19 protein-coding genes are annotated in these 24,126 nt (G+C 38.6%); 5 read left to right on the top strand and 14 right to left on the bottom strand.

All coding sequences use genetic code 11. From position 1 onward, the window contains the following. Positions 1 to 2: 2 nt before the first annotated feature. The 11 genes from traJ to MM239_RS06190 form a co-directional block, all read right to left on the bottom strand. Entirely contained in the window at positions 3 to 1,019 is a 1,017-nt protein-coding gene (gene traJ / locus MM239_RS06240) for a conjugative transposon protein TraJ (protein WP_394801488.1), read from the bottom strand. A gap of 89 nt (positions 1,020 to 1,108) precedes the next feature. After that, complete coding sequence (locus MM239_RS06235) at positions 1,109 to 1,738, bottom strand: TerB family tellurite resistance protein (protein ID WP_241347344.1); 630 nt, start codon at positions 1,736 to 1,738, stop codon at positions 1,109 to 1,111. Positions 1,739 to 1,745: 7 nt separating this feature from the next. Continuing rightward, positions 1,746 to 2,399: a hypothetical protein gene (locus MM239_RS06230; RefSeq protein ID WP_241347343.1), complete on the bottom strand. Its 654-nt coding sequence runs from the start codon at positions 2,397 to 2,399 to the stop codon at positions 1,746 to 1,748. Continuing rightward, on the bottom strand, positions 2,396 to 3,100 hold the full coding sequence (locus tag MM239_RS06225) for a conjugal transfer protein TraI (RefSeq protein ID WP_241347342.1): 705 nt from the start codon (positions 3,098 to 3,100) through the stop codon (positions 2,396 to 2,398). The genes MM239_RS06230 and MM239_RS06225 overlap by 4 nt, the downstream gene beginning before the upstream one ends. 19 nt (positions 3,101 to 3,119) lie before the next feature. After that, positions 3,120 to 5,603: a TraG family conjugative transposon ATPase gene (locus tag MM239_RS06220; RefSeq protein ID WP_241347341.1), complete on the bottom strand. Its 2,484-nt coding sequence runs from the start codon at positions 5,601 to 5,603 to the stop codon at positions 3,120 to 3,122. Continuing rightward, complete coding sequence (locus MM239_RS06215) at positions 5,600 to 5,932, bottom strand: DUF4133 domain-containing protein (RefSeq protein WP_241347340.1); 333 nt, start codon at positions 5,930 to 5,932, stop codon at positions 5,600 to 5,602. The genes MM239_RS06220 and MM239_RS06215 overlap by 4 nt, the downstream gene beginning before the upstream one ends. A 3-nt stretch (positions 5,933 to 5,935) precedes the next feature. After that, complete coding sequence (locus tag MM239_RS06210) at positions 5,936 to 6,271, bottom strand: DUF4134 domain-containing protein (protein ID WP_241347339.1); 336 nt, start codon at positions 6,269 to 6,271, stop codon at positions 5,936 to 5,938. Further along, a complete protein-coding gene (locus MM239_RS06205; protein ID WP_241347338.1) occupies positions 6,268 to 6,636 on the bottom strand; it encodes a hypothetical protein in 369 nt (122 codons plus the stop codon). Before MM239_RS06205 ends, MM239_RS06210 begins: the two co-directional genes overlap by 4 nt. Positions 6,637 to 6,885: 249 nt before the next feature. Then, the gene (locus MM239_RS06200; protein ID WP_241347337.1) at positions 6,886 to 7,725 is read right to left on the bottom strand and encodes an RteC domain-containing protein; all 840 of its coding nucleotides are present in this window, start codon (positions 7,723 to 7,725) and stop codon (positions 6,886 to 6,888) included. A gap of 77 nt (positions 7,726 to 7,802) precedes the next feature. After that, positions 7,803 to 9,380 (bottom strand): terpene synthase family protein, encoded by a 1,578-nt coding sequence (locus MM239_RS06195; protein WP_241347336.1) that lies wholly within the window; start codon positions 9,378 to 9,380, stop codon positions 7,803 to 7,805. Positions 9,381 to 9,828: 448 nt separating this feature from the next. Next, the gene (locus MM239_RS06190; protein ID WP_241347335.1) at positions 9,829 to 10,413 is read right to left on the bottom strand and encodes a Crp/Fnr family transcriptional regulator; all 585 of its coding nucleotides are present in this window, start codon (positions 10,411 to 10,413) and stop codon (positions 9,829 to 9,831) included. Positions 10,414 to 10,894: 481 nt separating this feature from the next. Between MM239_RS06190 and MM239_RS06185 the strand changes: the two genes are divergently transcribed. Then, positions 10,895 to 11,329 (top strand): MauE/DoxX family redox-associated membrane protein, encoded by a 435-nt coding sequence (locus MM239_RS06185; protein ID WP_241347334.1) that lies wholly within the window; start codon positions 10,895 to 10,897, stop codon positions 11,327 to 11,329. A 194-nt stretch (positions 11,330 to 11,523) separates the two neighbouring features. Next, positions 11,524 to 11,820, top strand: coding sequence for a hypothetical protein (locus MM239_RS06180; protein ID WP_241347333.1), 297 nt, complete (start codon positions 11,524 to 11,526; stop codon positions 11,818 to 11,820). Positions 11,821 to 11,880: 60 nt separating this feature from the next. Here the strand turns inward: MM239_RS06180 and MM239_RS06175 are convergent, their stop codons facing one another. The 3 genes from MM239_RS06175 to MM239_RS06165 all read right to left on the bottom strand — a co-directional run bounded on the left by MM239_RS06175 (position 11,881) and on the right by MM239_RS06165 (position 18,099). After that, the gene (locus tag MM239_RS06175) at positions 11,881 to 13,218 is read right to left on the bottom strand and encodes a RagB/SusD family nutrient uptake outer membrane protein (RefSeq protein WP_241347332.1); all 1,338 of its coding nucleotides are present in this window, start codon (positions 13,216 to 13,218) and stop codon (positions 11,881 to 11,883) included. 74 nt (positions 13,219 to 13,292) lie between these two features. Then, entirely contained in the window at positions 13,293 to 16,490 is a 3,198-nt protein-coding gene (locus MM239_RS06170; protein WP_241347331.1) for a SusC/RagA family TonB-linked outer membrane protein, read from the bottom strand. Positions 16,491 to 16,500: 10 nt separating this feature from the next. Then, positions 16,501 to 18,099: a TlpA family protein disulfide reductase gene (locus MM239_RS06165; protein WP_241347330.1), complete on the bottom strand. Its 1,599-nt coding sequence runs from the start codon at positions 18,097 to 18,099 to the stop codon at positions 16,501 to 16,503. A 1,349-nt stretch (positions 18,100 to 19,448) separates the two neighbouring features. Here MM239_RS06165 and MM239_RS06160 point away from each other — a divergent pair. The 3 genes from MM239_RS06160 (at position 19,449) to MM239_RS06150 (ending at position 23,689) form a co-directional block, all read left to right on the top strand. After that, complete coding sequence (locus MM239_RS06160) at positions 19,449 to 19,706, top strand: helix-turn-helix domain-containing protein (protein ID WP_241347329.1); 258 nt, start codon at positions 19,449 to 19,451, stop codon at positions 19,704 to 19,706. Positions 19,707 to 20,112: 406 nt separating this feature from the next. Further along, positions 20,113 to 21,864, top strand: coding sequence for an AAA family ATPase (locus tag MM239_RS06155; protein WP_241347328.1), 1,752 nt, complete (start codon positions 20,113 to 20,115; stop codon positions 21,862 to 21,864). After that, positions 21,851 to 23,689: an ATP-dependent helicase gene (locus MM239_RS06150; protein WP_241347327.1), complete on the top strand. Its 1,839-nt coding sequence runs from the start codon at positions 21,851 to 21,853 to the stop codon at positions 23,687 to 23,689. The genes MM239_RS06155 and MM239_RS06150 overlap by 14 nt, the downstream gene beginning before the upstream one ends. Positions 23,690 to 24,126: the final 437 nt, after the last annotated feature.

Below are 24,126 nucleotides of genomic sequence, written 5' to 3'. Positions count from 1 at the left end.
GCTTACTTGATAAGTTTTTTGACTAAAAAAGGGGTGCCTATGGCCATGGCTGTAGCCTTTTGCAAGAGGCTATCCCTTCCTCCAGGGTTGATGATGTAATTGGCTACAGAAGGCACGGTGAAATAGCCTATGATGGCAATGACCAAGAAGATGAGGTAGGCGGTATCTGCTTGAGAAAAGAAGGTCTTTCCCTCATTGCCGATTTGGGCAAGGTCTATCCTAAGCATGTTTTCTTGTATTTTAGAAATGATGGCTCCGAAGATATTGGCTATGGGCAACCACATAAAGACATTGATGTACTTGGCTATCCAATGCTGCAAGGTTTGCTGGAAACCGTCGAAGACAGACAGGCCAAAAACCAAAGGGCCCAGGATAGAAAGCACAATCAAGTAGAAAGTCCTGATGGTATTGATGGCCAATGAAGCCGCCATAAACAGGACTTGCAACACCTCGCTCATCCATCTTTTGATAGAGGATTGAAACTCATAGGCAGCCCTTTCCATGCTCATGCGAAACCCTGCGCTTATTGAATTCCAAAAACCGCCTTCACTAACAGGCTCTTCCTGTTCTGGGTTGGCGTATTTGAACCAAAGTTCACTTTCATCCACCTGGCTGGAGGTTCCATACAGTTCGCCATAAAAACCTTCGTCCTGAATGCGCTTTTTTTCTTCCAACAGTTTGGAAACGGTCAGGTTGGTGTCTTTGACCATGTGCTCAGTCACTTGAATGACTGGGTTCATGATCCCATTAATGAGGGCAAGTACGGCAGGGAAAAGTAGGATCAGCATGCCCATGACAAAAGGCCGCAACAAAGGATAAAGATCCACCGGTTCGGCTTGAGCGATGTGTTTCCAGACCCTTGAACCAATATAGAATATGGCTGCAAATCCTGCTATGGCTCTTGAAACCCCAATCAACTGGCTGCTTAGCGGGATCATCTCCAGGTACAGCCCATCCAATACCTGATGGAAACTGTCCATTTCAGTATGGCTGTGCTGCCCATAACTTGCCAATGGCATGAGCCCGCAAAGCAGCCATAGAAAGCAAGAAAGTAAACATTTACGCCTTAAGATCCCCTTCCTTGCAATAGGCATGTACATTCGTCCTTTCATGGTTGAAGCTGTTCTAAGGTGCTGAGTGAAGCTTTTTGGGTACTGCGCTTATGGCCCAATACTTTGATGTCAGTATTAAAAGTCAGCAGGAAGCGAAACATGGACTGTGTTTCAGCATGTATTTTATCAATGGCCTGCAGCCTTTCCTTGTCTGACATGGTCAAGTTTCCCGCAGTGATGATTTGAATCACCTCATCGAGGTTCCTGAGGGAAAGTCTAAACAGGTTTTGATATACTGCAGTGAGGTAATCCAGTTCCTGCATGCTGTAGACCCCCGTGTAAACAAAATCTTGAAAGCTTCTCCTGTAAGTCTGTACAATGGCTGACTGGAGTTGGACAATGTCTCCAACCTTGCGGTAGTTTCTTACCTGAGGATTCACTTGACTTAGGCCATCCATAAATGCCTTATGCAAGCTGAAATTGCCTTGGCTTAAGTCCCTGATGCTGTTATAGCCTTGGGTCAATACCTGATAGCCACTCAGCATGTTGCGGTAGATGCCACGGAATTGCTCCAATTTCTCTACGTTTAGGAGCAGTTGCACCACCTCTTGATCCTGTGCTTGCAGCTTAAAGCCCGTGCCACAGCCCAAGTTGATACAAAGCAGTATGGTTGTTGTGAGTTTCATTTGAGTTTCATTGGTTTAGGATGTTTTGAATGACTTGATTTTCGCGTCGAATGGCTGTCCCATAGGCAGCATAGAACGAAAGCATGTTGTTCAATGCCACCAGGTCTTCCCTGATGTCTTGAAGTTCCGCTTCCAGAGCCACAAAGGCCTCGACCCTTTCCGCCTCGTTCATCTGAAATGCATTGCTTCTAAGCAACATTTTCATTTGGGAAGCATTAGCCAATACCTTTTCAAGCATGCCTGCATAGACTTCCGCCAATACCAAGTGATCGGAAGTTTTAAGGGACATGCCTGCAAGGCTTTGCCTTGCCCTGTTGATTTGCTGGGTTAGGGAAAGGTAGGTGGTCGTGAAGGCTGTGGCATTTGCCAAAGGGCTTATTCGAGGACTGAAGCCCAGCAAGGTTTGAAGCTGCTGGTTGTGCAAGCTAAATTCTCCTGCTTTCACATCCCTGATGAGTCCACTTCCAGCCTGAAAGGTTTCATAGCCCCTTTTCAAAGCATTACCATAGAGTTGCAAAGCTGCAATTTGGGTTATCAGGTAATTGCGTTGTGTACGTTTAGGCCTCAGCCATTCATTGGCATTCTGTGCCCATAGCTTATTGCCTGAAGGCAAAGACAGGCATAACAGGCAAAGCAAAGCAAGCATCAAATTAGTCCTCATGGTTGTAAGTTTTGCAGGGTCTGGTGTTCCTTTCTCAGGTTGTTTCTGTATTGGCTGATCAACAGGTTGTGCCTATTGTATCTTCTGAGCTCATCGTAATTGAGCTGTATGGCCAAGCCCAATTGGTGAATCTGTTCAAGCCTTGAAGCATCTCCCATGTTGCTGAGTTGGTCTTTCATCAAGAAGGCCAATTGGTCTAAGTGTTTGATGGATTCCTCAAGGATACCGCCATAGATTTGCTGCTTGCGGTTAAGTTCTAGTGCCGTGAAATTCCCAGAGCTTGACAGCAAGCGCCAAGTATCTTGATAGGCGGCAACCAAAGCAGCTTGTGTTTGGGCAATGTCCTTGAGCCTTTGGTATTGGGAAATGATGGATTTAACGCGCCACAACCCTTGATAATAATCCTGATATAGGATTTGCTGTCTATTGGTCCAATCCGCTATTTCTTCCAAGCGCAATTTGGAAAGTGCATTTTCTATGGTTTTCTGGGTGTTTTGAAGCCATATGCTTTCATTCTGTAAGCGTTGGATCCTAAGGTCTACCGCTATGATGACCCTTTTGATTCCCTGCTTGATCACTTCGGCAATCACTAAGGGAGCTGCCTGAGCTGGCTTGGGTTCAGCGCAAACCATCAAGCTGAGTAAGAGCAAGCATAAAGTTTTGGACAGGACATACTGTCGCAAGTTTGGGTTGATTTTCATGGCGCTTTAGTTTTTAGGGTTATCCATGGCTTTGTTTCTTATCTGCCTCATGCCTCATGTCCATAGCCATTTGTTTGATGGCTTTTTCACGATCCCCTGCATATTGGGCCGTCAAGGTGTCAAGCTTATGCTTCTCACTTTCTTCGGTGCTGTAGGTCAGGTATTCTTCCAGGCTCACCTCAGTCCTATACACCTTACTCACTGGGCCAAGTCCAATGAATACCTCCTTGTATTTCTTCCCAGGTTCATTGGCCTTGTTGATCGATAAGATCTGCATGCGTTCTTTGTCTGTTAGGCCCAATAGCGTTTGGATCTGTTGGAACTTGTTTTGGTATTTGGCTTGATCCAGTAGGATTTTACAATCAGAATTGTTGATGATGGCGTCTTTGACTACTGGGGAACTGATGATGTCATCCACTTCTTGGGTCACGACAATGGCCTCTCCAAAGAATTTCCGAACGGTCTTAAAGAGGTACTTGATGTATTCAGCCATGCCTTCCTTGGCAATGGCTTTCCAAGCTTCTTCAATCAGGATGATCTTTCTAATGCCCTTGAGCTTTCTCATTTTAGAGATAAAAATTTCCATGATGATCAAAGTAACCACAGGAAAAAGGATAGGGTGATCCTTGATGTTATCCAGCTCAAAGACAATGAAGGGCTGTTTCAATAAATCCAGGTTCTCCTTGGCATTGAGCAAGTAATCAAACTCACCTCCTTTGTAGTAAGGCTTAAGCACATACAAAAAGTTATTCAAGTCAAAGTCCTTGTCATGCACTTTCTCATTGGCTAGTTGTAAAGCAAACTCTTCTAGCAGGAACTCATAAAAAGTATCAAAGCAGGGAAACACTGAAGGCTGCTTAGTCAAGTAATCATAATAAGACTTCAAGGCATTGGAAATGGCTACGTATTCACTTCTAGTAAACAGCTCATCATCCTTTTTCCAAAGTGCCAACAAGAGTGTTTTCAAGCTTTCCTTCTTTTCGGTGTCCAACTGTTGTCCAGCCAAAAAAAATGGATTGAAATTGATGGGTTTGTCTTCTTGATAGGTAAAGTAAAAGCCTCCCACCAGGTCACAAAGCCCTTTGTAGGAATGTCCCACATCGACCAACACCACATGTGCGCCTTGTTGGTAGTAGCTCCTGATCATGTGGTTGGTAAAAAAGCTTTTGCCAGACCCTGAAGGGCCAAGGATAAATTTATTCCTATTGGTGATCCATCCTTTTTTGATGGGTTCATCCGAAAGGTCTACTTGGATGGGAAAGCCTGTAATTCTATCTCCCAAGCGCACGCCGAACCTTCCTGCAGGAGCTTTGTATTGTGTTTCTGTGATCAGCAAGCAGCTGGCAGGTTCAGCAAAAGTCACAAAGGATTCATTCATGGGGAATGCTGCCTCATTGCCTGGCATGGAAGCCCAATACAATTGGGGTGCTCCAATGCTTTCTAGTTTGGGTAAAACATCCATTTTAGACAGGGCTGCTGCGGCAAGGTTACGCAGTTGGGGAACCTTGTTTTTATCACTGGTCCAGCAGATCAGGTTAAAATGGGCTTTTACGGGTGTGCTGCCTGCTTTGATGGCATGGTTCAAGTAGGCTTGGATATCATCGGCTGCCAGCGCATTCTCTCTACTATAGGCAGAAAGTGAAAACAGGCGCAATCTTTTGGCCTCCAATTGCTTCATCATTTCCAGCCTATCTTGGACAAATAGGTATTGATTGAAACAATGGCTGCAAGGCAATAGACTGGCAATGGGAGCGGTATACCCTACCAAAAAATTGCTGTTGTCTGTACTGTAAGCCTCATGGGTAGCACTGCTGGCAATTTGATTGGGGAGCACTTGGGAATCAGCAATGGAGAACATGATAGGATGCTTTCCTGCAATGTTCCAATCGGGATAAAACTGCAAGTCAGCGATCATGCTTGATCCTTTGTTTTGGTTAAGGTTCAGCACGGCCTCTATGGGACTTTGCTCACCAGTAAGTGCCTCACCACCTATCCTTTGGATGCCTATCCCTGCATCTTCTAAGAGTTGACAGCATTGACCAATTACCGTTTCCAATTCTTCCACGGCAGAAGGCATGCCCAGCTCTTTTGGGATAAGGTTTTTCCTCAGCAGGTTTGACAAGGAAGAGTCCAGCAGTTTGGCTTCAGGATTTCTTTTGGTCAGCATCAGCAGGGACCGGTGTTTGAGTCCTGGCCTTTCATGAAAAAACAATTCACTGGCATTATCCAAAAAGTTGCTTTGCTCTGTCAAAGATGCTTTATAGCTAAAGTGGGTAAACCAATCTTGCTTGTGAAAGATATACCCACTTGGCAGGAGCTTGATCGCTTTTACAAATGCTTCTTGGATGGCATCATGTTGGGCTTGTCCAAGGGTAAACACTTCTGGCAGCGATAAGCTAAAACAGGCCGTTAGGTCTGCCTGCTTAGAAATAATCAGGTCTTGTGCTACTGCATAGATCGGAAATAGCGCTTCCATTTCCCTACTTTCTTTTTGACTGATCATGATGTTTCGTTGATGCTTCTAAGTGATTTAAGGAACTGTCTATCTCTAATTTTCAAAGCCATGGGAATTTGCTTTGCAGCGAGTTGCTTCATCAAGCCATGCTGGCCAAAGGTTTTGTTGAGTATAAAAACCTTTTGATAGATACCCATGATCAGGGCAATGCAAAGCCCTGCATTGAGTAACATGGGCATGCCGATGAAATACAAACAGGTGAAAAGGGCAAGATCCAAGAGCAATCCAATGCCCAAGTATGCGATATACTGGGCTTGGAAGCCCTTGAACTCCAGTGGTCTATTTACGCCCTTAATGATTGGATATGACTTGCTCATGGCTTATCCGAAGAAGCTTGTCAAAACGGTGGCAACGATCACCAGAAACACACAGCTACCAAACCAAGCAGCTGCAACCTTTCCTGTATCAGGTTCCCCAGAATTCCATTTGTTGAATACCTTGACAGCACCTATCAATCCTACGATTGCACCAATGGCATACATGAGGTTAACGCCAGATTGGAAGTAACTTCGAACTTGCTGCGTGGCCGCATTGATTCCAGAGTTACCATCCTGAGCCCATAGGCCATAGGAAAAGAGCAAGCATGCCAAGGTCAAAAGTCCGATAAAGCCTTTAAATCGATTAGAACCAAAGCTTATTGTATTTTTTGTCTTCATGATATGTTAGTTTGATTTTTGATTTTCAGGAGTTGTTGCCTATGGGTTTTGTCTTTCCATACTTGATCCAAATCCACCGATCTTCGATAGGGTTCTTGCTTTAGCCATACCGTGTTGTCCAAGGCATTTACTGCTTGCACCTTTTGGTCAGCTCGAAGCTTTTCCACCAAAGCCAACCATTCCCGGTATTCCAAAAAAGCCTGGGTCAAGTTGTTTGAAACAGCACCTTTACTTCCAGCAAAATTCTTCTGCCAGATATGCATGGCTTCCGCACGAAAACAAAGGGGAATCAAGATGATGTAATAGCCAAGCGTCAATAGCAAGATTAACAGGTAAAGGTTATGGTAAGTCAAGAATTCCTTCATATCCATAGATTGATTATATTGTAATCTAGGATTCAAAGATTGGAAGGATAAAAATTTAATATTCACCACTTTATCCCAAGTTGGTGAAGAAAAAATATAGACCCCAACATGTAAAAACGAAGCCTAAGCTTAAATACCAAAGGCTAAAAAAAGTAAACCCCCAAACTATTCAACCAATAGGGTGGGGGAATACCAATTTAACCACAACAAAATCAAAAAAATGAAAATCAATTTAGCGAGCCTAAGCCTTCAAAGCCCTTCACTTTCTTCCATCCATTGGATAAGCCTTTCTTGCATGGTATCCAGAAAGACAGTCCTGCTTTTTTTCCTAAACCTGATCTCTTGAAAGGTCCTGTAATAGTCTGTAAGTTGTTTGTCGAAAAGCAGGCCAATGGTATTGGCTATTTCTTTGATATCAGCTGTACCATTGTTAAAGACCCCTGAAGCTTTAAGGGCATAGATCAATTCAATCAACTGCACTTTGGGAGCAGTCCAACGAAGCTTCCTGCTGCGTTCACCCCCAAGTATTTCCTGTTTTTCCAATTCTTTGATTTCTACTTTAAGCAAGTCAATCAATTGAACCCAGGCATAGGCTTTTCCCAACATATAGCTGTGGAGGGTATCGTATTTAGGATTCACCAAAAGGATATCCCTGTACGGCCGAAACTTGGACATGTCAGCATTGCGCAAGAAATAAATGCTATCCATGTTATTTTCTTGCAATAAGGCATATTGGTAAATGTCTCTTTTTTGATCCAGGGCCATAGAAAGCCGTCGGATTGCCTTGTTATAGTGATGCTTGATGCTCTTTTTTCTCCCCACAGGCTTCTTAGATTCTATAAAGAAGTACTCTGCATAGAATATCGTTTTCTGAAGTAGTTTTGGATTAATGTGTTTGAAGAACTCAATTTCTTCGGCTTCACTTTCAAAGGTGTACTTGTCAAGGTAATTCCTAAGCTTTACTACGGCCACCTCAGAAAGGTGAAAAGCTTGTTCCAATTGTTGCAATTTGTTGCTATCTTCAAAAGACAGCATGTCCAATTCTTTTTCCAGATTTTTAATCAAATCTTCTGTATACTCCCGTAACATAATTGTAGATTTTAGTTCATAAATTCACTTTATATTTCAAATCATATCAAACCGATCAGTTCAACATGCCTTAGTTTTTAATTCAATCGTTCTTCAAACAGTACTTGCTTGGCTTTTTCAGGCAAATACCTTTTGGTATCCTCTACAGACCAGGTTAATGCACCGCTGACCTGAAACTTCAAGTTTTTAATCAAGCTAAGCAATACCCTGTTCTCTGGACGGTATTGCTCAAAGTAGCTACTCATTTTGATTTCAAAGGTCTGAAGCACTTGGTTATGCCTTTGAAGCAGGCTGTCTATGGCCTGGGTTCTGGTATATTTTTGGTGATGCATCAGTAGGGCAACCCAATTGTGAAAATCACTGATGGCATGTTCTTTTTGATAAGACAGGATATCATTGCTGATATAGATCATTTCAGCGGCTAACTTCCTAAGTACTGCAAGCTGTTTCCAAGCCTCATAAAGCTTGTCTTGCTCACATTCCACCCCTAATGGAATTAACTCCAGGGCTAAGTTCCCACCAGAAAAGTAAGGCCGTTCCTTTAAGTATTCATCTAAGCTGGGAATGATTTGGTAGGCTTTGTTTTTGGCTTCCCAGATGTTGCTTTCTATGTATTTAAGCAGCTGATCTATCAAAACGTGCTTGAATCCATATGCATGCAATTTTTCAAATTCCTCCCATAAGGAGATAAATGCTATTTGAAAGGGATTAAAGTGCTCTGAATTATCCCAAGACTCCTCATGCATGATGGCATTTACAAATCCATGTATAGCATTCCAAAACTTCAGTTTTTCCACTCCCTCAAGCTGATCGGTATAATCATCCATAAGGAAGAGCCAGGCAAATAATTCCCCAATCCAGATGGCTTTATGCATTGGAGCCTCTGGATAAAGTCTCAATGCCAAATAAGTCATTTTATAGGCCCTGAACTTCTTGATATGAGCAGCACTCTCCAGCAGTTTATTCTCTTTGAGCCACTTGATCACCTTATTGGTAATGTATTCAGGCTCATGGTGCAAAGCAGAATAAAAGGGATAGTTCAATATTTCTCCCATTTTCACCTTTGCCAAAGGAGAATCTTTGATTTGGTACATATATTTGTTATACCTGCTTATCGTTCTTTTGTCCAACTGAAACAGTTGAGCGAGCAAGTCATGGCTCAGCACATCATAGAAGCCTTTGAAGTATTTGTTGAGTAAAGCATAGGCATCACGATAGTGTTTTTGAGAGATCATCAACCAGAGTTCATCTGCCTCTTTGGCTTTCTGCAACAATACTTCCGACAGTTTTTCAAATGCTGGAATGTTTTTAAGAATCTGTTTTTCTTGTTGCCTGGATACTTTGACCAATATGCTTTTTGATATGGCCTTCAATTCAAAATGACTGGGTCTCCCTGACTGATAGGCTAAGCGATCATAGACCACATGTCCTTCGAGAAACAACCTGCTCAACCTTCCTTCATGCTTAAATGCCAACAAACCACTGAGTAGGTAATAGGCATTGTTTTCCAAGGTATGAGAGGGACGAACAAGCTGTTTTTTGTCAAAACGCAATACTTCCAAATGTGTCAACAGTTGCTCATAAGCTTCTATTGGAACCTGATCCAATGGATCAAGCTTGGATTTTAATAGCCGAATAATGTCTTTCTGTTCCATACGCATCTTTTATGTTTTAATGGTTATAAAAAATCAGCAAACAAGCTTATAAGCCTGATTGTTAATGGTCTACAAATCAGGGTGGTTAAAAATAAATTCTCAAATAAGTAGTATAATAAAAATCAATAAATCAAGAAAATAGACAATTAATTACTGAATCAATAAAAAATATGGACATTTACCCCCATCTTAACTAATAAAAACACAATCACATATAGATTTAGTAATATTAATATAGTTTAAGAACTAAAATCAACGCATTTAAATCACCCATTTAATTTAGGCAATGGAATAAAGACAAAAACATCTCAAAAAGAAAAACAGGTAGTAACCTTTTTTACAGGTCAAATCCATCATATTTAGCTTAAATATTTTCTATCAAAACATGAAAACTCAATCAAAAAGTAATCATACTTCCCGCTTGCTAGAAACAAGAGGCAAAAGAATTTCAAATAGTCTCACCTTTTACTTTTACAATATTTGCAACACTGGTTTTAAAGATATAAGCTAAATCTTTGTTGGATAGGTAAGTCCGTTCCTCACTATAGTTTGATTTAAGTTTTCTCAAACCTTCATCAATAGGAAGCTCTTTCAATTTACTCCAAGACACTGAGTCTTCATACATCATCCTATTGATTTTACTAGCCAATTCTAAAAAAATAGGATGTTCTTGAAGTAAGGTATTTTCTTTTTCTCTGGGTAATTCAAAAGTACTCACATAGGTAATGGCTTTGATGTATGATTGGGATTTCTTTTGATGGAAAAATGCATCCATGTCAGAGGCTATTTTTCCTGGACCAAAAATTCTAATCCTATAATCTCTTCCAGAAGTTGCGGGCCATTGCTCTGCAACCCAGCCTTTATTCACATAACGTGCATTTAGCTCATACTCCCCCATACTCCTGATGATTTCACCTTTCTTATATTTCCTTATGTTGATATAGGGGAGGAGTGATTCGTAGTCTTCCTCTTTCAGGCTTATCAGGTGATCAAAGTCCTTTTTCAATGTTTTTGTCCATTTAAATTTTCTCATGTGTATACATATAAAATGGTTCAAGAGCATCTCAAAAATTCATAACCAGTCCTTGTAACCAAGTTTTAAATTCAAATTGAATATTGAATTATCCAAATAATCAGGCAATTAATTGCTATCATTTGCCGTATAAACCTCCATTAAGACCTTATTTGGAAAAAAATAGCATTCCCACTGATGATAAGTTTACAGAAAGTCCTGCTATAAATCACACATTTTTTTAGAACTATTTCATAGCAACAAACCCCAGAACCCACTTCTTAACCTCAAAATCATATCATAATTATTGATTTTTCCAAATAAATAACCAATTAATTTCTTCCATTTCCCAAATAAGCTTCCCACAGACCTTATGTAGGAAATCATAGAAATTAACCACACGATAATTTTTCAGCCATTTCATTTACCCCTAACTTCAATCAATAATCAATTAAAAATCAAGTGAATAATCCGGTAAAAAATTAGATAAGATAACACAAAAATGTTGCGCTACAGATACTATATGATCTCAAGAAAATGGATAGCCCATATCATCCTTTGGACACTTATAGTTATGTGGACTTATACTGGGGTAGGAAAGTTGGTGGCTTACCAGAGCTTTAGAGGAGCAATCCTCAACCAGCCATTTCCCAATGCGATAGGAGCGTATGTGAGTATCATCGTTCCCTTGGTTGAAGTGCTTTTAGCCATTTTACTTATCAACTTAAAGACACGAGTATTGGGGTTTATGGGATCGATAGCATTGATGAGTGCCTTTACTACTTATGTTGGACTGGTATGGGTAGAGGCATTTGAAAGGGTTCCTTGTGGTTGCGCTGGTATCCTTGAGTATGTAGGCTGGGAAGCTCATTTCTATATTAACCTGAGCTTATTGCTCCTAGCCATGATAGGCTTGCTGATAGCAAATGAAAAATGAAGTACAAAAACAAAGAACAAAAATAGAAATATTATAAAAATACTGTCTGATTCTAAGGAGGTGATGAACTGTGTTTGGATCCACATCGCAACCTGGCAGCAGAAAGGGGAAAGCCGAAAACCCTTATAAGAGTAGGCACTTTAACCTCAAACGTTTTTACTGTCTTTTTTGATTGTCAAAAAAAGGAGAACATTATGAATACATTAAAAAACAGAGTACCATTGTTAGTTTTTATACTAACAGCGTTTGCGGCATTCGCATTTAATATGCCGCACGATTCACCATTTCAAAGCGAATTCGGGTCTCCTGATGGTAGTGAGTGGTATGATGTTACTTCAGCTCAGCTTGGTCAAGACTACTTATGTGTAGAAGATGAAGAAGCTCAACATTGTACTTATGACCAACCTTCTTCAACGATGAGCAATCCAATTGGAGACATCGAGAGAAGATTTGTTTTGTTAAATGAAGATCTAGAACCAATCGAATTGTAGTTTTTCATGACTTTATTAGTTTTAGTAAAGAGGCTGCAATTTTTGCAGCCTCTTTCTTTCTTAATTGAATGCTTGTTCTCTTGGTGGGATTGGAAAAATGTATCTTGATGAATTTGGATCAAGGGTATATTCTACTCCATCAATTTCTCTTTTCAATACTTTTTGAAATCTTTCATCTAAATTTATCCTTCGAAGATCAGACCATCTCAAACCTCTAAATACCAATTCTTTTCTTCTTTCATCAATAATTTTTCCAAGCAAAACATCTATTTCACTGGTTTCAAATACCTCGAATCCAGGTAAATGTCTTTTTATTAAAAGTGTGTTGAGATCAGCAATCGCTCCTTGGATATCTCCAAGTCTTGCCTTACTTTCCGAGCTGATTAGGTAAATCTCGTTGAAAGCTAAACCACAGAAGGTCTCGAAATTACCTGCATAGCTTCCAGTGAAATTGACATTTCCATTCGCACGAATGGTGAAAAACAGGTCTTTTCTTAAATCATCAACTGCATAGGACCCATAAAGCGTTGGTTCTATTAATGTAGTTGGAACAACATTTAAGGTGTACTGCAACATTACGGCATGAAAGATTACCTCCTCATTAAATTGAGCAAAGGGATTAATTTGGTTTTCAATCTCATTATAATCCATTAAGCTATGGGGATATTGTAAAGCTTGATCAGCGTAAAACAAAGCAAGCTCATATTCTTCCATGGATAAATAAATCCTTGCCAGCAACGATTTTACCATAAGTTTCGTAGGTCGTGTTGGGTACTGAGAGGTTTCTGGTAATAATTCCATTGCCATTGCTAAATCATCCAATATTTGCTCGTAGACTTCATTAACAGTGCCCATGGTGAAAGGAACTTCAATGCCCGGCACCTGTTTCATAGGGATGCTATAATCCTCATTTGCACTTAATGGGGATGAATATCCAGGTAAAAATACTTGTGATAAATTGTAATATCCCCAAGCCCTAAAGAAGTAGGCTGCTCCTCTAATTGCAGCCTCTCTGGGAGCGTCCTTATCTTGAATTCTTTCAAGTTCATCCAAAACAACATTAGCATAAAAGACTTGCTTATAAGGCCAACTCCATTCCGAAACAGTTTCATCTGGACTGAAGGGGCTTTCTTGCCATAGATAAGCATTTCTTTGCCATTGAGGAGTATATACAGCAAGACCTGCCAAGGTTGTTACATAATCATCCGCACAAATTAAAGGAAGTGTAAGTCCTCTATTTAAATCTGCATGGTTATCTAAAATTGCTTCTAGTGCATCTAAAGAATTAGGCACAACAATATCTTTTGTAGGCTTTTCATCCAGAAATCCTTCACATCCCATTAGGGATAAAATAAGGAAGACTGATATAGCGATTATGATCTGATGATTTTTTTTCATTGCATTAAATATTTGATTATAAAGTATAGATTTAAGCTTATGACTGAATACAAACTTGGTATACTAAGAGCCATTTATAAATCAAGTCTAAGTCCGAAAGCAATACTTCTTAGGGGCCTACTGGATCTGAAATCTGGGTCTAGCAAATCATCACTAGCTTTCCACAGTATGCCTATGTTGTTAATGTAACTATAGACTTCAGCTCTTTTGAAGGGTAGATTGGGGAAAGTCTTTTTATCAAGAACATAGGATATCCTAACATCTTGAAACCTGATATGGTCTCCTGGCTCTACAAGTGCAGCTGAAAACTGGTAGAAGGTTTGTCTTTGGTTATTGATTGCATTGGGAATCCCAGGGATATTGGTTGCTGTTTCATCTCCTGGACTCTGCCATCTATTGATGTAGTCGCCATGGCCGATTACTCCTGAAAGCAAAGAATTGTAGTTGATCGACTCCCTTCTATAATGATATCCCAATCGGTAACTGATATTCATAGAAAGCGAGAACTCTTTATACCGAAAGGTATTTCTCAATGCCCCAAAATGTGTCGGCCTTGCAGAACCATGAAAAACAAGGTCATCTGCCGATGTCGCTCCAATGATGCCACTGTAATTTGTACTAGGTTCGCCATCCAAAAAACCCATTGGTTGCCCATTAGTGGGATCTAATCCTGCCCATTCATATGAATAGACAGAGATAAGCGGTCTACCTTCCAAGGGTACAATAGTACCAGATGAGCTACCCAAGTAATTAGCCACGGAGGTTGTCACCTGATATGAAACTACTTCATCACTGACATGACTATACATGAAGTCTGACTTCCATTCAAAATCTCTGTTCTTAACATTCACACTAGATAATGACACATCAACACCTTTTGTTCTTGTATCAGCAAAGTTTCCACGTACCCTTGATTGACCTGATGCAGCTGGAAAAGGAGCGTCCCCAATCAAATCAATTCCAGTCTTTGTATACATTTCTACACTGCCATAAAGTCTTCCTTCTTTGGTCTCAAAATCTAAAGCGATGTTTGAAATTTTCATTCTTTCCCATCTTAAATCAGGGTTTGGGGGGTTAATGATTTGAGCATAGGGCAAACCTGGAATTAGTAGATTTCTACTTACAAAAGCTGCCGTAGTAAATGCGCTTAAGCTTCTATCTATATTCCCATTATAACCATAAGTGTATTTTAACTTCAAGTAGGGTAGAGAGCCAAAATTATAGAACTTCATATTACTCAATGTCCAACCTGCACCAGCAGACCAAAGGGGAACCCCTCTCATATTGGTTTCCACCCCAAATAGATTAGATTGGTCTTTTCTGGTACTAAGGGATAACTGAAAAGTGTTGTCTAAGGAATATGTTGCATTTACATAGTAGGATAAAAACCGATCTATTATCCCACTGTGCCCCATCCCAGCTGGTATAGCATTCGTTGCAGATGGATTGACATAACTTCTGAAGAGGGTAGTGTAATCCACTGGCGTGCTTATGCCTATGGCATCATCATACCCGTAATAGGTTGTATTATTGATTTCTGTTTGACCGTCTTTGATTTCATAACCACCTACAGCATTGATATCATGCCTACCTTTGATATTTTTTGAATACCTTAATTGTCCTCTTAGATTATTGCTATAGGCATTTGTAACTCCTAGCCCCAACCTTCCACCAACAGGTATGGGTCTGGACAATGTTCCATCTGGCAATACTTGAGTATAAGTGTTGATCAAGTTCCGCATATCATAGGATGCTAAAGGCAGGTGATTTCTATTTAAGGCATCATTTTGCCAATACTGATGTTGTATTTCAGCATTTAGTCCAGGGATGATTTCATATCCTAATGAAGTATTGATTCGATAATCTGTGTTTTTGGACGTATTATCCAGGATACCTATTTCTTGTAGCGGAACATAATTCCAATCCAGCAACCCCATGCCTGCTTGAGATGCTATATACCTTTGACTATGTATGCCTGTTATCGGAAGAGGGTTACCTGCTTGATCTGCAAGTTGATCATATGCATATCCACTGGGTGTCCCTGTATGCGAATAAGTACTCCCGTGAACAATGTAAGCTCCAATATTAACTTGAAGCTTATTGTTAAGAAACTTCCAGTTATTTCTTGCATTAAGGGTTATCCTATCGCTACCATTATCTCTTATCGAAGAGGTGTTATTATCATATCCTGCCGAAAAAATATAGCGATGTTGCTGAGAGCCTCCGCTAACTTCTGCTGAATATTGTTGGTTAATACTGTTTTGATAATAATAGTGCTCTAAATCCCTTCTTAAATCTCTATTTCGAAAGGCATCTATTCTTGCATTGAGTTCATTTTCACTAAGTAATCCATCTCTATGGGCTATTAGTGATTCAACCATAGGAGATAATCGTGGTCTTGTGGCAGCGTTTTCCTGGTTATTATAATATCCTTGTTGAAAAAGATCCCTTTCCACATCAATGAAGTCACCTATTGGCATTCTTGGACGATAATATAAATCAGGAACTTCTGTTACCGTAATATTAGAGTTGACTGAAACTGAAATCGGCTGATTATTTCTTCCTAGTTTTGTTGTAATAACAATCACACCATTGCCAGCTCTAGCTCCCCAGATAGAGGCTGCCGCTGCATCTCGAAGCACTGTGATAGACTCTACATCATTGGGATTGATGCTTTCTAATGGGCCATCATATGGGAAATTATCAATGATTATCAATGGTTGTGTATTGGCAAACAAGGTTCCTCTTCCTCTTATACTGATGGGATCAGAACCATCACTTGGAGTCCTGTTGAAAATCAAGCCAGGTGTAACATCTTCTAGTCTATCCAAAATGTTTGTACTGATTCTTCGGTTCACTAATTCATTATCAATCTGCACAAATGAACCTGTTGCCCTTTCTTTTGGTAGTTGCTGGTAACCTGTAGATACAATTTCTACTGCATCGAGTGACATCCCATCTTCATTCATGGTAATGATTAGATCTTCGGCTGTGGGTACGACGATGTCAAGAAACTTCGATTCATAGCCTAAGTACTTGATTTCTAACCGAACTTCCCCTGCTGGTTGTTTGAAGACAAACTTTCCTTCCGAATCAGTGATGGTAGCTTCTTCTTTATCACCAAACAGGATTATTGCTCCTGGAAGAACCTGCTTACTTTCTCCTGTGAGTACAACTCCTTTGACGGAGAAAGTTTCCTCCTGCTGTGCCCAGGTGGAAAATGAGGTCATAAAACATAATAACATCAATATTTGTAAAATTCTATTATTCATAACTGTCGATTTATTTCATGGATTTATTTTCTGGATCACCTTCTATCAGGGTTTTATTAATGAGCTCTTCTAATTCATCTACTGACTTTGGAAGGTTACCTGCTCTGTAGAGATTTCCTTGTTTATCTAATAGGATCTGGGAGGGAAAGGCATTGATGTGGTAATGGCTTAACAGTTCTTCTCGTTGCTCACCTATATAAAGGTTGATTGCCTCAGGTGAAGTATATCTGCCAGTTTCAACACTTTTCTCCCAGGTACTTTTGTTTCTATCTACATTGATAGAGACAAATACCACCTCTTGATTATCCTTCAATTTGGTCTCAAGCGGTTTAATTGAGGTTTCATAAAAATTTATGCATGCTTTACAACCTGTGAACCAAAAGTCAATGAATACCGCTTTGTTTTTCAATTCACTTATAAAAAATGGTTCTCCTTGCTGATTTACTAACAATACATCTTTAAAAGGAGCACCTTTTTGCTTGCTTCTTAGCAATGTTGTCAATTCATCAATTACCCATTGTTCTGACAATTGTCCTAAAACTGATGATAATCGGGCATCAATATCTTCTATGCTTCGGTGATATTTAACATAGAATTTGGCTACTAAAATGTCCTTTATTGGTGAAGGATAAGTTAACAACAAGCTATCTAGTGGTCCCTCCCTCATCTTGTAATTTGATTTTACAATTTCCAACAAGTAGTTGAGGTATTCTGATGACTGTACTACTATGGGGACTGGAAAAAAGTCCTTGTTGAGTGATTGGATATCATTTTCATAAATTTCTTTGAAACCATCATGTTTTGTAGCTAACCTATTGAATGCAGCTAATTTCATTTGTTGTACTTCTCCAGTCAGGTCTGCTTGGAGAAGAAGGGAAAAGTCAGGTGGAATTAAGTCCTTATAGTTTTCTATCACCCTAAATCCGGGATGGTCAAGCACTTTTTGGTCAAACTTTTCTTTCACCAAGTCCAATTTATCTTCGGTAGTCTGAATGAACTTCATGAGTTTGTGCAAGTCCTCATCAGCATTATCCTTGGCTGAATGGTAAAGCTCTTCATTGTTTCCATGCGATAACAAAGCTGTTTGATCCGCAGTGAACATTACAGGCTGTAATGATTTGTGGTAGCTGTCTTTTGCCACTGCAAGTTCATGTTGGCATCTGTAACTTGCTGCATCTGGACCTAGGAACAAAACCTTCAGGTGATCCATGTCGAAGACAACCTTCACAGTATCTCCTGGGAAAACATGGAATCTATCCCAAAGCAATCTCTTACCCTCACTTATACTTAGGTATGCTTTTTCTTTTAATGAAGGGGTGGTCAAGTTGTAGGTAAATGATCCTAAGGTCCCAGCAAAAACATTCCCCTCTGATGGCTCTACGAGTAAGACTTCAGGCTCTGGAATTCCTGTATCTCTATCTAAGTAATGTTCCCAAATCGTCATTTTTATGGCCGATACAGGATTTCTGCTTTTGATTTCAACATAGATGACAGCTGGCTCGCCAAAACCTTCGGAAAGGACAGGATCCATTTTCTCCTGACCATACAGCAGAGGCAGGAAAAACAAGGAACAAAGCGGTATAATCAGTAAAGTAAATTGCTTTTTCATATTGATGAGTTAGTGATCTTATAAAGCATGAGAAATTGATTCAGTAGTGAGACATTCACCTTTGATGATGATTATCTCTACAAGTGGTCGATCGACACAAGTAGTCTCTATAGGAATAGTTGTCTCCATTAGCATATTGGGGTTTATATGTGTTAAGCGTTAAGCGTTTAGACATCAGGTAATCAACTTAGACAGTCTAAGCTTCTCATCTCTCGCATCTATTTTCTCATGAAAAAACCTGGCAGTAAGGGCATGGCGTATGAGGTTCGCCACAAACCCAGTTTAGCATCACTTGGTTTATTGTTAAACATATACCCCGTAGCTGCGCAGGCTTTTAATTTTAGATTTGAGATCTTGTCCTGATACTCGGGATTTGGTGCTTCGAGTGGATTGAAGAATAATACGTTAAGCGTTAAATCGTTAAAGGTTCAGTCCCTTATATCCAATAGGACAGCGCTTAATTCTTCACACTTCCCCATCTTGTATCCCCGATATTCATCGAGGCAGGCTTTGCTTCTTAATTCTTATCTCTCCAAGAATGACGAACCATCATCCTTTTCACCATGCTCCTGTTACTTTGTACATTGTACTTAATACATCGTACATAAAGAACATACTCTTCCCAGCAAGGAAAAAGACTCTGTTTTTTCCAAAGGGATGCAGAAACATCAAAATGCTCCTAGCGGCTAAGAAGATGGGGTTAGATACTTTCCGATGCAGCTCCTGCAGTAGCGATGGGATCGGAAAGGTGCAAGGACATCCATGGCGTATCGACCTTGGAAAAACGTATCTGAGTAGATGCCTTGTCTGGCATTAGGTTAAAATAGGTTTAGATAGGGTTCTTTGGCTTGCGCTCAAAGAGGATGTCGAATGGTGTGGGGCAATCAGACTTTGATTTTAAATCTGAATTGATGACAAAACGATGGTCCAAAAGGAAATCAACAGCAATACCAATTTTAGAAATCAGTCCAGAAAAGATGGTATTTGAAGATAAATATTCCATTGGTGTAAGATTTATGTATGGAACGTCATAATAAAAATCGACACCAAAAAATATGGCGTGGATCTTTACACAATTGTCTAAGAGGTACTGGTATACCTTGGAGAACAATTAAGTATAAAGCCCACGCCAAAGGCGTGAGCAATTTACACTTATTTATCTCATTCTCCATTTGAAATTACCAGTTTCCTTAGATGAGACGTTTTAAGTGCAAATGCTTTCGTATTTTTCGAAGTATTCGCAACAAATAATAGTTATACTAAAATTTGATATGTTAAATATAACACAACTTTTTAAATACTCCTAATTAGGAGTAATATTTTTTTACTTAGTTTTTCTATTTGCCATTATGGCGAAGAGAAAGAAAGAACTTACTGATAAAGAAAATGATCTGCTAAAAGCAATAGGCGCAGAACTTGAAAAGTTGAGAAAGAATTCGGGCTACACTAACTACGAAAACTTTGCATTCGAAAAAGGTATAAATAGATCTCAATACGGAAAATATGAAGCTGGAAATGTTGATATTCAAATAACCACATTATTAAAAATTTTAGGGAAATTCGATGGAATGACTCTTCAACAATTCTTTAAAAACATTGACTATTAATCAATAATTCGATTTTCCTTTATTTGGGACCGTCTTTATTTTATTTAACCTACAGGCAATAGAGGGCCTCACCAGTGGTTGAAAATCTTAGTCTTCTTTTATACTAAGTAAAAAAAGGAGAGGTAAGTCATATGAATTTGAGTAAAAATACCCTGATCGGGGTATTTTTTGTTTGAGGGGGAATTAGTAGGTTTGATAAATTAAAAGTTATCTCCTTTCACGGAAAGTATACTTAATAAGCAGGGTAAGTATATTGGAAGGCAAAATCATAGGCTATTTACCACTATATAAATAAGAGGGTTTCGTCGGCTAAAGTTAAGAGAATAGTAAGTTATAAATTTGAAAAAAAAACAAATAATAAATAACTGAAAATCAAATATTAATCAGAATAAATATATAAAGCAGAATGGGATTACAATTAAAACAGCTACGGGTTCATGGATTTAGAGGATTGGACAATCTTGAAATTGATTTCGAACCGACGACTGTTCTAGTGGGAACAAATAATGCCGGTAAAACAACTCTGTTAAAGTCCTTACAATTAGCCTTGTCAAATACACTTCAAATTACGGATGATGATTTTCATTTTTCAGATGCGATAATTAGGGATAAAATAATAGTTGACATCTTGTTCATTAGTATTAATGAAGCAGGTGAACAAGTCGCAGATTTTGAGGATAATTGGGCAACAGTTTTTACAACCGATAGAATTAGTCTTACTAGCGATGGTACACAATTTCTTGCTTTTAGAACCTTAGTGGAAGAGAATTTGATAAGAAAAACCTACAAGAAAAAACAGTTTGTAATTGATGAGTGGGGAGACTTTCATAATGAAACAGACGGCTATTGGTATTCAAAGGAATACCTTAATGAACTAAATTTTTACTTTGATGAAATTCCTTTTTTCTATTTAGATGCCAATAGAGATATTCTTGATGATTTGAAAAACAAGACGTCTTTTTTGGGTAAAATTTTATCTTCAATTAATTACAATCCTGAAGACAGAGAGTTAATTGAAGACCTTATCAAAGAACTCAATAAACAAACCATTGAACGAAGTGAAATCTTAACAAATCTTCATACAACTTTAGAGGAGTTAGATACCGCTATGGATAATCCTCAAAATACCGTAGATATAACTCCATTTACAAAGAAAATAAGAGATTTAAACAAGGGGGTTAAAATCAACTACTCACAATTTTCTATGGAATACCACGGCATGGGAACTCGTAGTTGGTCATCGCTTTTGATTTTAAAGGCATTTATATTACAGAACAAAAAATTGGCTGAAGATAGCCAAGTGGCTTATTATCCAATAATAGCAATTGAGGAACCTGAATCACATTTGCATCCCAATGCACAAAAGAAACTTTACTCTCAAATTAACACCATAGTTGGTCAAAAAATAATAGCAACACATTCAAGTTATATTGCAGGTAGTGCTAAATTGAAGGAAGTTAGGAGCATTAATAAAATTACAGCAAATATTTCAACCGGTAAATTTTTAGAGTCGGACTTTGAAAGTGAAGATATCCGGAAAATATACCGCCAAGTAATAAGTACTCGCGGGGAACTTTTCTTTTCAAAACTTGTCATTCTCTTTGAGGGAGAAACAGAAGAACAAGCTCTACCAATTACAATTGAACGATATCTTAACAAAAATCCAATAGAGCTGGGTGTTGACTTTATAGGTGTTGGTGGCTCAGGCAATTACCTTCCGTTTATAAGATTCTTTGAGGCTTTTAATGTTCCGTATTTGATTTTTAGTGACAATGAAGCAGAGGCAAATGCAACGGTAAATAATCAAATATCAAAATCAAAGCTAAATGACATTAATAAGGTTGTTTTTCTAAATGAAGGAAATGACTTTGAAAAGGAACTTTGTGTAAATGGTTATATTGATGAAGTAAAGAAGGCATATTATCATTTAATTTTATCCGAATGTGCAAATGAGCAGCACAGAGTAGCTAAAAGAGCAGAATTAGATCAAATACCTGAATCCAATTTTTATGAGCTTGTTACAGGGTTAAAAACTCAATTTGCCCCAGTTATTGGATATGAGTTATATAAATCTGTAAAGCCTTTGCCTCCAAAGATTGTTGAACTTTTTGAGAAAGTCCGTTTAATCATAAATCCTACTAATCATGCAGCAAATTAATTTATCACCTAAGCAACAAGAAATTGTAGGACTAAATGATGGGGCGTTTCTCATTTTAGCCAGTGCTGGTAGTGGTAAAACCAGAGTTCTGACTGAAAGAATTAAACGTATTTCCGAATCGCCTGACGGAAAAATATTAGCGATTACTTTCACTAATAAAGCAGCTACTGAAATTAGGGAGAGATTGGGTACAAACGACAAGATAAAAAAGAATGTCTTCGTTGGTACATTTCATAGTTTCTGTCAATCGATACTCGAATTCAGATTTAAGCTTTTAGGTTATACCAAAATGCCACACATTTTTGAAGATGACGCTGACCGAATTGAATTAATAAAACAGGCAATAAAATCTGTACCTTATTTTGATTCTATTTATAATGACTTAGATCCAAAAAAAAGGAATGAATATACTTATAACGCCTTACAATTTATTTCAACCGTAAAAAGGGAAGTATTGACCGCAGAGGAACTTGCAGAAAATTCCGAAAATAACGAGTATCAATATTTGTTTGAAACTTATCAAGACATACTGAAATCAAACAATGCAATTGACTTTGATGATATTATTAGATTGGTGTATGAGTTATTTACAAATAATGAATCTGTAGCAAATCTTTATCAAAAATCCTACTCGTATGTATGCATTGATGAGTGCCAAGACCTAAATAAGTTGCAATATTATCTTTTGAAATCATTTTGTGGTAACGCAATTAAAAACGTTATGATGGTTGGAGACCCTAATCAAGCCATCTATGGATTTAATGGTTCTGCATCCTCGTATATGCAAAAGGATTTTGTTAATGATTTCCAAGCAACTGAAATAACTCTTGATGAGAATTATAGGTGTTCAAAATCTGTAATTGAGGCATCTAACACTTTAATGAATCTTAAAGTAGAAGCTTTTAATTATGTTATCCCAGGTCTGTTTAAGATTTACCAAGCTTCTTCTGAAAATGATGAAGCTCTGTTTGTTCTCAACGAAATAAAGAAACTTCTTAAACTTAAATCGCATCCGGATGTAGAAGGTGAAATCGCATTTGACAAAATCTCAATACTGGGCAGAAATAAGTTTGTATTCAAACAGATCGAGGAATTACTTTTCAGTGAAAACATACCATTCTATTACAAGTCCGGTAACGCTGGAACTAAATTTAGCTCAACCTTAATGAAAGTATTTGATTTGTTTTTTAGAGTGAAAATAAATCCCTTGGATAAATTGCACCAAAAACGTTTAGAGGATATGTTAAAAGTTAATGATATTAATAATCTACTAGAATTAAAATCTTCAAACTTTCCAATTGCTTCGGACATAAAAACCGTTTTGGATGGAGCATCAATGGATAATATTCATTTGAAGATTGATGAATTAAGTAAATTATTTGAAAATGCCAGTTTAGAGGATGATGAGAAAAAAATGACAATCGATGAATTAAACGATTTTTCAAATCAACTGACTCAATACAAAAAACAGAACATTAAACCATCATTAGGAGGCTTTAAGTCTGCCTTAGCCCTCGGTCTGACTAATAATTCCACAAATAAAGAAACTGGGATTTGTTTAAGTACTGTTCACACAATGAAGGGGCAAGAAAGTGAAATTGTATTCTTAATTGGAATGGATGACGGTACATTTCCTGATTATAGAGCAATAAACAAGGGAGGTGAAGAATTGCAGCAAGAAAAGAACAATACTTATGTCGCCTTCACTAGGGCAAAACGTTTCCTATTTGTTAGTTATCCTGAAAAGCGTTTAATGCCGTGGGGAGATTATAAGAACAGAACAATATCAAGATTTTTAAAGCCATTTGCCCAGGAAATTCAATGAAAGTAAATCTTAATATTTAAATTGATTTGCAGATATGGGAGACAAGAACGCCAGCTGGAAACATTTTGCCCACTAGAGAAAAGCCCTTACAAAAAATCCCTGATTGATGCCTTCATTTATCAGGGTCTCCGATAGTGATCGGGAGGTTAGTGGTTGCTGTTTGCGCTTATGGTGTATTGACTGACATCTTTAGGGTGAAGGGCTCACTAAGTAGGAGAAGAGCTGTTGTTACTTTTTTTTTTGCTCAAAAATCTAACAACCTCGAGCTTTCGTGGCAAAAATTTCGAGTACCTCTGCTATCGCCACCGCCAGCTCGCTCGAAATTCTTTTGTGCCTGTATCAGACGATTTGTAAAGAGGAAGGAGGATAATGTAGTTATAACTACTGTGTATTCTCTTGAAAGCCTCTTAAATGGGGCTTTTTTTTGTTTTTACTTG

This window comes from Belliella filtrata (assembly GCF_022549775.1).
Lineage (GTDB): Bacteria > Bacteroidota > Bacteroidia > Cytophagales > Cyclobacteriaceae > Belliella > Belliella filtrata.
This window is presented reverse-complemented; position numbering and strand designations above follow the sequence as displayed.